The following is a 7,431-nucleotide window of genomic DNA, read 5'->3' as shown; positions in this document are numbered from 1 at the left end:
GTACTCCTGTGCGGACAGCAGCGGGCCTTCGGACTCCACGGCTACCTTGAACAGCCAGCCCGCACCGTACGGATCACTGTTCATCAGCGCGGGATCAGCGACGACGGCGTCGTTGATCTCGAGCACTTCGCCCGTGACGGGTGCGTACAGGTCGGACACGGACTTGGTCGACTCGACCTCGCCGCAGGTCTCGCCGGCGGTCACCGCGGAACCAACCTCGGGCAGGTCAACGTAGACGATGTCGCCGAGGGCGTCAGTGGCGACGGCGGAGATGCCGATGGACACGGTGTTCGATCCCGCGTCCCGGGCAACCCACTCGTGCTCGTCGGAGTACTGCAGTTCAGGGGCAACTTTTGCCATGGTTTTTTCCTTTGCGTTTGAAAGTCATGGGCCACGTTAGCTGTGGCCGGGTGGGGTGGCGGGGGAGGCGATTCCTCCGCATGCTCGCTCGTTCCTCGCTTAGACGCATGCTTCCGGAATCCCCTCCCCCGCCGCTATCCAGTTCCGTTTTCGGGGCCAACAGTTCTCCGGAAAGAACCAGTGGCCGTTCGTGTAGCACCTTGGAGTTCCAATGCACCCCCAATGGCGCTTGGAACGGAAGGGCGGCTGACCTTGAGGGGCTGGCTGGCCGCGGTTTTCGAAAGCGTGCGTCTAAGCGAGGGACGAGCGAGCACGCGTGAAAACCGGGGCCTGCCGGTCCCGGACTCGGGAACCGCTGCGGCCGGACGGTCCCGGAGCCAGCCACGGCTCCGGGACTGGAGGGCTACTTCTGGCGCTTGTAGAACGGCAGTGCGACAACTTCGAACGGCTCGGCCTTGCCCCGGAGGTCGACGTCCAGGGCCGTGCCGGGCTCGGCCAGCTCGACGTCGACGTAGGCCATGGCCACCGGGTAGCCGAGGGTCGGCGAGGGCTGGCCCGAGGTCACTTCACCGACGACGGCGCCGTCCTTGAGGACCGGGTAGTGGCCGCGGCCGGCCCGGCGGCCCAGGCCCTTGAGCCCGACGAGCTTACGCCCGGTGGTGGACCCGGCGCCGGCTTCCTTCAATGCCGCCAGGGCTGCTTTGCCCACGAAGTCGCCTTCCTTGGAGAGCGCGACGACGGGTCCCAGGCCAGCGGAGTAAGGGTTGCCCTCGCGGGAAAGCTCGTTGCCGTAGAGCGGCATGCCGGCCTCCAGGCGCAGCGAGTCGCGGCATGCGAGCCCCGCCGGTGTCAACTCGCCGTCTTCGGCGATGGCGAGCAGCGCCTGCCAGAGGGCGGCGGCGTCGTCGTTCGGGACATAGATCTCGAAGCCGTCCTCGCCGGTGTACCCGGTGCGGGCCAGCAGCAGCTCCTGGCTCGTGCCGGCGACCATAAAGGGGACSTCGACGGCGGCGTAGTACTTCAGSYCSGTGACGAGCYCGTGCTGSGCGGCSGGGACCAGGCGGAGCAGGATYGCYTCSGCTTTSGGKCCCTGGACCGCGATGAGGGAGGTCTCGGCGGAGACGTCCTCCACCGTGACGTTGAAGTTGGCAGCCCGTTCGGCGAGCGCGGCGGCGACCACCTTGGCGTTGCCGGCGTTCGGGACGACGAGGAACTTCTCGTCGCCGCGGCGGTACGTGATGAGGTCATCGATGATGCCGCCGTCTTCCTGGCAGATCAGCGAGTATTTGGCCTTGCCCACGGCCATGGCGGAGAGTTTGCCGGCGAGGGCGTAGTCGAGGAACGCGGCGGCGTCCGGGCCGGTGACCCAGACTTCGCCCATGTGGGAGAGGTCGAACAGGCCCGCTGCGTTGCGGACGGCGTGGTGCTCGGCCAGTTCGGAGGTGTACTTCAGCGGCATCTGCCAGCCGCCGAAATCGGTGAAGGACGCGCCGGCCTTCTTGTGCTCTTCGTACAGAGCCGTGTAGTTCTCAGTCATCGGTGGCTGTCCTTAGTTGGCGGAGTCGGAGGTGGCGGAGTGGTCTGCGGTGTCCTCTTCGAAGGCTTCGAGGGGAGGGCAGGAGCAGATGAGGTTACGGTCGCCGGCAGCGCCGTCGATCCGGCCGACCGGCGGGAAGTACTTGTCCTGGCGGAGGGTGTGGACCGGGAACACGGCCTGCTCGCGCGGGTAGGCCCGGTCCCAGTCGGTGGACACGGCGGCCGCGGCGGTGTGCGGTGCGTTGCGCAGCGGGCTGTGCTCGACGGTGAATTCGCCGTGGGCCACCTGGTCGATTTCCTTGCGGATGGTGATCATGGCGGTGATGAACCGGTCGATCTCGCCGAGGTCCTCGGATTCGGTGGGCTCCACCATCAGGGTGCCGGCCACCGGGAACGCCAGGGTCGGGGCGTGGAAGCCGTAGTCGATCAGGCGCTTGGCGACGTCCTCGGCGGTCACGCCGGTCTTGGCCGTGAGTTCGCGCAGGTCCAGGATGCACTCGTGCGCCACCAGGCCGCCCTCACCGGTGTAGAGCACCGGGAAGAACTCGTTGAGCCGGGTCGCGATGTAGTTCGCGGCGAGCAGGGCGGACTTGGTGGCCTCGGTCAGGCCGGCCCCGCCCATGAGCTTCACGTAGGCCCAGGAGATCGGCAGCACGCCGGCCGAACCGTAGCGGGATGCGGAGATCGGGGTGCCGTCGGCGCCGTTGGCCGGGTCCGCGGCGTTGCCCGGCATAAAGGGTGCCAGGTGGGCCTTGGCTGCGACCGGGCCGACGCCGGGTCCGCCGCCTCCGTGCGGGATGCAGAAGGTCTTGTGCAGGTTCAGGTGCGAGACGTCGCCGCCGAACTGGCCAGGCTGGGCGAGGCCGACCAGGGCGTTCAGGTTGGCGCCGTCGATGTAGACCTGGCCGCCGGCTGCGTGGATGGCGTCGCAGACCTCGCGGACGTCGGCGTCGTAGACCCCGTGCGTGGASGGGTAGGTGATCATGATGCAGGACAGCGCGTCGCGGTGCTGTTCGATCTTGGCGGTCAGGTCGGCGTGGTCGATCGTGCCGTCGGAGGCCGTGGCCACCACAACGACCTTCATGCCGGCCAGGACAGCGGACGCGGCGTTGGTGCCGTGCGCCGAGGCGGGGATCAGGCAGACGGTTCGCTGGGCGTCGCCGCGGGAGAGGTGGTAGCCGCGGATCGCGAGGAGCCCTGCGAGTTCGCCCTGGGACCCGGCGTTGGGCTGGATGGAGACCTGGTCGTAGCCGGTGATCTCGGTCAGCTGCGCCTCGAGGTCTTCGATCAGTTCGCGCCAGCCGGCGGTCTGGGACTCCGGGGCGAACGGGTGGATGGAGGCGAACTCGGGCCAGGAGATGGCTTCCATTTCGGCGGTCGCGTTCAGCTTCATGGTGCATGAGCCCAGCGGGATCATGGTGCGGTCCAGGGCCAGGTCACGGTCCGAGAGGCGCCGGATGTAGCGCAGCAGCTGGGTTTCGGAGCGGTGGGTGTTGAACACCGGGTGCTGCAGGTARTCCGAGGTSCGTTCGACGGCGGAGTCCAGGGCGAAGCCGGTGGCCGCGGCGTCCTCGGCGACAGTGGCACCGAAGGCGGCGACGACGTCGGCGACGATTGCCGGCGTCGTGGCTTCATCAGCGGAGATACCGACGGTGTCGGCGTCGATGGCGCGCAGGTTGATGCCCTTGGCGTCGGCGGCGGCGATGATTCCGGCGGCGTTGCCCGGCACGGACACGGTGACGGTGTCGAAGAAGGAGGTGTGCAGCACGTCCAGGCCGGCAGCCTGGAGCGAGGCGGCGATGGTCTTGGCGTGGCCGTGGGTGGTCTCGGCGATGGCCTTGAGCCCGTCGGGGCCGTGGTAGACGGCGTAGAAGGACGCGACGATGGCCAGCAGCGCCTGGGCGGTGCAGATGTTGGACGTGGCCTTCTCGCGGCGGATGTGCTGCTCGCGGGTCTGCAGCGCCAGCCGGTAGGCGGGGATGCCGGCGTTGTCCTTGGAGACGCCAACCAGGCGGCCGGGCATGGAGCGCTCCAGGCCCTTCTGGACGGCCATGTAAGCCGCGTGCGGGCCGCCGAAGAACAGCGGCACACCGAGGCGCTGCGCGGAGCCGACGGCGATGTCGGCCCCCTGCTCGCCGGGAGGGGTGATCAGGGTCAGGGACAGCAGGTCCGCGGCCACGGTGACGAGGGCGCCGCGTTCCTTGGCCTCGGCAATGACGGCGGTGTGGTCGAAGACGCGGCCGGAGACGCCCGGCTGCTGCAGCACGACGCCGTTGATAACGCCCTTGGGCAGGCCCTTGGACAGATCGGCGACCTCAACTTCGAAGCCGAGGGCCTCGGCGCGGCCCTTGACGATCGCGATGGTCTGCGGGAGGCAGTCGGCGTCGAGGACGGTCTTGCCGTCGTGGGCGGCCTTGTTCTTGTTGGCCCGGCGCATCATCAGGACGGCTTCGGCAACGGCGGTGGCTTCGTCCAGGAGCGAGGCGTTGGCGATCGGCAGGCCCACGAGGTCCTGGACCATGGTCTGGAAGTTCAGCAGCGCCTCGAGCCGGCCCTGGGAGATTTCCGGCTGGTAGGGCGTGTAGGCGGTGTACCAGGCCGGGGCTTCGAGGATGTTCCGGCGGATGACGGCCGGGGTGACGGTGTCGAAGTAGCCCTGGCCGATCATCTGGACGGCGGTCTTGTTCTTCGAGGCCAGCGTGCGCAGCTCGGCGAGGACTTCCACTTCGCTGAGCGCTACGCCCAGCGCCAGGTCAGAATCCTGCCGGATGTCCTTCGGTACGGCGGTGTCCACAAGGTCGTTGACGGTGTCGTAGCCGACTGCCTTGAGCATGGCGGCGACGTCGGCCTGGCGGCGGGCGCCAATATGCCGGTCAACGAAGGACGTGGAGGCTGAGGTAACAGTCACTAGGAACTCCATAACTAAGGCGGCGCACGGTACGCCACATTGATTCGGGTTCCTCCCCGCTCTGTATTGGACCTGAGAGTTTCCGCGCAGCCGCTATGCGGGGCTCCGCTTGCACCGTCGGTGAGCACGTCGCGTCAGATAACGCACGTGCTACTTTCCAGAGTTGCCTTGCCGCGGCGGTACATGGGCCTGAGAGATTCCTGGGGAGGATTTGCTCCTACGGCGCCTGCTTGTACCTACTTGCAGAACTCTCCCGCCGCAGATCAAAGGCATATTCAATTGCTCGTGACCATAGTCACAGACTTATTGTCCTACGCCGGGGGCAAGGTCCGCAAACCAGTGACGCCGGAGCCGCGACATATACGGCCCCGCCCGTCAGCCGCGCAGCCGTTCGACGGCGGCCAGCAGGCTTTCGACGTCGCCCGCCATTTCCGTCGGCGCCCCGCCCGGTCCCCGGGCGAGCATCGCATTGAAGTACAGCCCGTCCCCCAGATAGAGAACGGGCTTGGCCATCGCGGGGCCGACGTCCGCCGCGAGGAGGGCCAGCCAGCTCGCCTGCACGCCTGCCATCCGTTGCAGGGTCTCGGCGTGTGCCACTTCGGCCAGCCGGGTGGCGGCCACAAAGACCCGGTCCAGTGGGGTGTCGGCCCACACCGAGGACTTGATGAAGTACGCGGCGGCCCCTTCGGGCGCAGCGGCCATGGCGGCGAGGTCGTCGGCGAGGAGCCGGTCCAGGCGCTCCAGCAGCACCGTGATCATGGCGTCCTTGGTGGGGAAATGGTACAGCAGACCGCCCTTGGAGACGCCGGCCAGCCTGGCTACCGCGTCGAGGGTGGCGGCCCGCTCCCCCTCGGTGATGAGCAGGGACTCGAAGGCGTCGAGGACGGCTTCACGGGCGACGGGTTTTCTGGCCATGGCTCCCATCATGCCCGGCGCACCGCCAATTTCTTAACTGTACCGTCCAGACGGTACAGTTATTCGATGACCGTCTCCTACCGCCCGTCGACCTCCGGTACCACCCGCGGCACCACCTCCGCTCCGCGCCCGGCGTGGCGCGACTGGCTGGCCCTGGCCCTGCTGATGTTTCCGGTGCTGCTCGTTGCCGTGGATAACACCGCCCTCACGTTCGCGCTGCCGGCGATCGCGCGCAGCCTGGACGCCTCCGGAGTGGAACTGCTGTGGATCGTCGACACATACCCCCTGGTCCTGGCCGGCCTGCTGGTCGCGATGGGTAGCCTGGGCGACCGGATTGGCCGCCGGCGGCTGCTGTTCATCGGCAGCGCCGGTTTCGCGGCAGTCTCCGCGGTGACAGCCTTCGCGCCCGCCGCTGAGTGGCTGATCGCAGGGCGGGCGGGGCTCGGCTTCTTCGGCGCCATGCTGATGCCGTCCACGCTGTCCCTGATCCGCAACATCTTCCCCGAACCCAACCGCCGGCGGCTGGCCGTGGCGGTCTGGGCCGCGGGGTTCTCCGGTGGCGCCGCGTTGGGGCCCATCTTCGGAGGGTGGCTCGTGGAACACCTCTGGTGGGGAGCGGTCCTGCTGGTCGCGGTGCCCATCATCCTGCCCCTGCTGGTCCTCGGCCCTGCCCTGATCCCGGAATCCCGGGACCCGAACCCCGGCCGGGTGGATCTGCCGAGCATCGCCTTGTCCATGCTCGCCATGGCCCCGGCGGTCTACGGCATCAAAATCCTGGCCACCGAGGGCATGGCAGCGGGACCGCTCGCCGCCCTTGGCGCCGGCCTGCTGATGGGTTACGCCTTCGTCCGCCGCCAGCGCCGGCTGGCAGCGGACGAGTCCGGCACTCCCCTGCTGGATCTGAGCCTCTTCGGCAACCCCGTGTTCAGCACCGCCATTACGGCCAACGTGCTGGCGCTGTTTTCCTACAACGGTTTTATCCTGTTCCTCGCCCAGCACCTGCAACTGCTGGAGGGGCAGTCGCCGTCCGAGTCCGGGATGGCCATGATCCCCGCACTGGTCGCCACTGTGGTGGCCGGGTTGCTGGTGGTGCCCCTGGTCCGCAAAGTCCGACCCGGCTTTGTGGTGGCCGGCGGCCTGGTCCTGAGCGCCACCGGCTACGGCCTGGTGGCCCTCGGCGACCACAGCGCCGGTCCCGGCATCCTGCTGGCGGCCCTGCTGGTGCTCTGCCTGGGCGTCGGAGCCGCCGAAACCATTTCCAACGACCTGATCCTGGGGTCCGTGCCGGCGGCCAAATCGGGAGCCGCGGCCGCCATTTCCGAGACCGGCTACGAGGTTGGCTCACTGCTCGGCACGGCCGTCCTTGGCTCCATCCTGACGGCGTCGTACCAGCACAACCTGCGGCTGCCGGCCGGCACTGCGGGGACGGCGCCGGCGGAGGCCACCGCGCGGGCCGGCGAAACCCTGGCGGGGGCTACGGAGCTGGCCCAGACCCTCCCCGGACCCGCGGCCGAGGCCGTGATGGCTGCCGCGCGGGCGGCGTTCGACTCCGGCGTCCACGTCACGGCCGCCATCGCCCTGGCACTGATGGCCGGCACGGCAGTGCTGGCCGCCGTCGTGCTCCGGAGGGTGCCGACGGCGGGCTAGCGGCCGCCGCCGTGCGCCCGGCGTTAAACGCCAGCGTCCGACGCCGGGAAACCCGGCGTCGGACG

General features: G+C 68.8%; 5 protein-coding genes and 2 riboswitches. Of the genes, 1 reads left to right on the top strand and 4 read right to left on the bottom strand.

The features are described 5' to 3' along the window. The 4 genes from gcvH to AC1DHD_RS11925 all read right to left on the bottom strand — a co-directional run. Positions 1 to 360 (bottom strand): glycine cleavage system protein GcvH (gcvH, locus tag AC1DHD_RS11940; RefSeq protein ID WP_476879922.1); only part of this gene is annotated, 360 nt, incomplete at its 3' end. Between the two features lie 403 nt (positions 361 to 763). After that, positions 764 to 1,897, bottom strand: coding sequence for a glycine cleavage system aminomethyltransferase GcvT (gcvT, locus tag AC1DHD_RS11935; RefSeq protein ID WP_476879921.1), 1,134 nt, complete (start codon positions 1,895 to 1,897; stop codon positions 764 to 766). Between the two features lie 12 nt (positions 1,898 to 1,909). Then, positions 1,910 to 4,816 carry an aminomethyl-transferring glycine dehydrogenase gene (gene gcvP / locus AC1DHD_RS11930; protein WP_476879920.1) on the bottom strand — a complete coding sequence of 969 codons (2,907 nt, stop codon included), beginning with the start codon at positions 4,814 to 4,816 and terminating at the stop codon, positions 1,910 to 1,912. 39 nt (positions 4,817 to 4,855) lie between these two features. Continuing rightward, a riboswitch (glycine riboswitch) is annotated at positions 4,856 to 4,970 on the bottom strand. A gap of 1 nt (position 4,971) precedes the next feature. Further along, positions 4,972 to 5,070, bottom strand: a riboswitch (glycine riboswitch). A gap of 109 nt (positions 5,071 to 5,179) precedes the next feature. Continuing rightward, positions 5,180 to 5,719 (bottom strand): TetR/AcrR family transcriptional regulator, encoded by a 540-nt coding sequence (locus AC1DHD_RS11925; protein ID WP_476879919.1) that lies wholly within the window; start codon positions 5,717 to 5,719, stop codon positions 5,180 to 5,182. A 66-nt stretch (positions 5,720 to 5,785) separates the two neighbouring features. Between AC1DHD_RS11925 and AC1DHD_RS11920 the strand changes: the two genes are divergently transcribed. Continuing rightward, complete coding sequence (locus AC1DHD_RS11920) at positions 5,786 to 7,366, top strand: MFS transporter (RefSeq protein WP_476879918.1); 1,581 nt, start codon at positions 5,786 to 5,788, stop codon at positions 7,364 to 7,366. The last annotated feature ends 65 nt before the right edge of the window (positions 7,367 to 7,431 follow it).

Source organism: Arthrobacter sp. 05L45_2, from assembly GCF_056397525.1.
This window is presented reverse-complemented; position numbering and strand designations above follow the sequence as displayed.

What these genes read in the sequence shown, in the direction of transcription:
- AC1DHD_RS11925 (WP_476879919.1), bottom strand. Translation starts at nt 5,719, where the DNA reads ATGGCCAGAAAACCCGTCGCCCGTGAAGCCGTCCTCGACGCCTTCGAG.
- AC1DHD_RS11920 (WP_476879918.1), top strand. Translation starts at nt 5,786, where the DNA reads ATGACCGTCTCCTACCGCCCGTCGACCTCCGGTACCACCCGCGGCACC.